The sequence below is a fragment of the Streptomyces sp. B1866 genome (assembly GCF_031932565.1).
GTDB lineage: Bacteria > Actinomycetota > Actinomycetes > Streptomycetales > Streptomycetaceae > Streptomyces.
Window position 1 is genome coordinate 1 of record NZ_JAVSCF010000538.1, and the last position, 1,081, is coordinate 1,081.

The 1,081-nt window shown below is 74.4% G+C and carries 1 protein-coding gene; it reads left to right on the top strand.

What is annotated here, in order from left to right; translation table 11 throughout:
• Positions 1-73: 73 nt before the first annotated feature.
• A complete protein-coding gene (locus RKE29_RS30055) occupies positions 74-1,024 on the top strand; it encodes a sugar ABC transporter permease (protein ID WP_312008867.1) in 951 nt (316 codons plus the stop codon).
• Positions 1,025-1,081: the final 57 nt, after the last annotated feature.

A 1,081-nucleotide genomic window follows, 5' to 3' on the forward strand; every position in this document is an offset into this window, starting at 1 on the left:
CCCGCGCGGGGCGCCGCCCGGAACCGGCCGCCCGCGCGGGGCGCGCGGCGGCGCCGGGACGCCGGGCGCCCGGGTGGCCGCCGGGTTCCTGCTGCCCTTCCTGGGCCTGTTCGGGCTGTGCTTCCTCGCGCCCGTCGGCTACGCCGTCTACCAGAGCCTGCTGCGCACCGAGCGCACCGGGCGGCTCGGCATCGGCGGCGAGATCAACGACGTGTGGGCGGGCCTGGCCAACTACCGGCACGCCCTGGACGACGACCGCTTCCTGGACGGCTTCTGGCGGGTGCTGCTCTTCGGCGCCGTCCAGATCCCGCTCATGATCGTGCTCGCGGCCGGCCTGGCGCTGCTGCTGGAGGCGGCGTCCGCGCGCTGGGTCGGCTTCTTCCGCACCGCCTTCTTCCTGCCGTACGGCGTGCCCGGCGTGATCGCCTCGATCCTGTGGGGATTCCTGTACGTGCCCGGCATCAGCCCGCTGGTGGAGATCGCGCACTCGGCGGGCTGGAACGTCGACTTCCTCTCCCGCGGCACCGTCCTGTGGTCGCTGGCGAACATCGTCACCTGGCAGTTCACCGGCTACAACATGCTGGTCCTCATCGCCCAGCTCAAGGCCGTGCCCGAGGAGCTGTACGAGGCTGCGCGGATCGACGGGGCGAGCGCCTGGCAGGTCGCGTGGCGGATCAAACTGCCGCTGATCAGGCCCGCGCTGGTGCTGGCCACCGTCTTCAGCATCATCGGCACGCTCCAGCTGTTCGCCGAGCCGATGGTGCTGCGCCCGTTCGCGCCCGCCGTCGACTCCGGCTACACGCCCAACCTGCACGCCTACAACCAGGCGTTCACCAGCAACAACGTGCACATCGCGGCGGCGGAGTCGGTGCTGCTCGCCCTGGTGGCCTGCGCGCTGTCGTTCGGCTTCCTGCGGCTGGTGGGCGGCGGGCGCGGCGAGCGCCCGGGCGGCGGCTCGCGAGGCTCTTCCCGAAGCCCCCGGGGCCGAGGCCCGCGGCACGCGCGGGGCGGCGGTCCCCGGTGAACGCCGGCCGTACGGACGCCGCCGCACCCGCCCGCCGCGCGCGCGGCGCGACCCGGC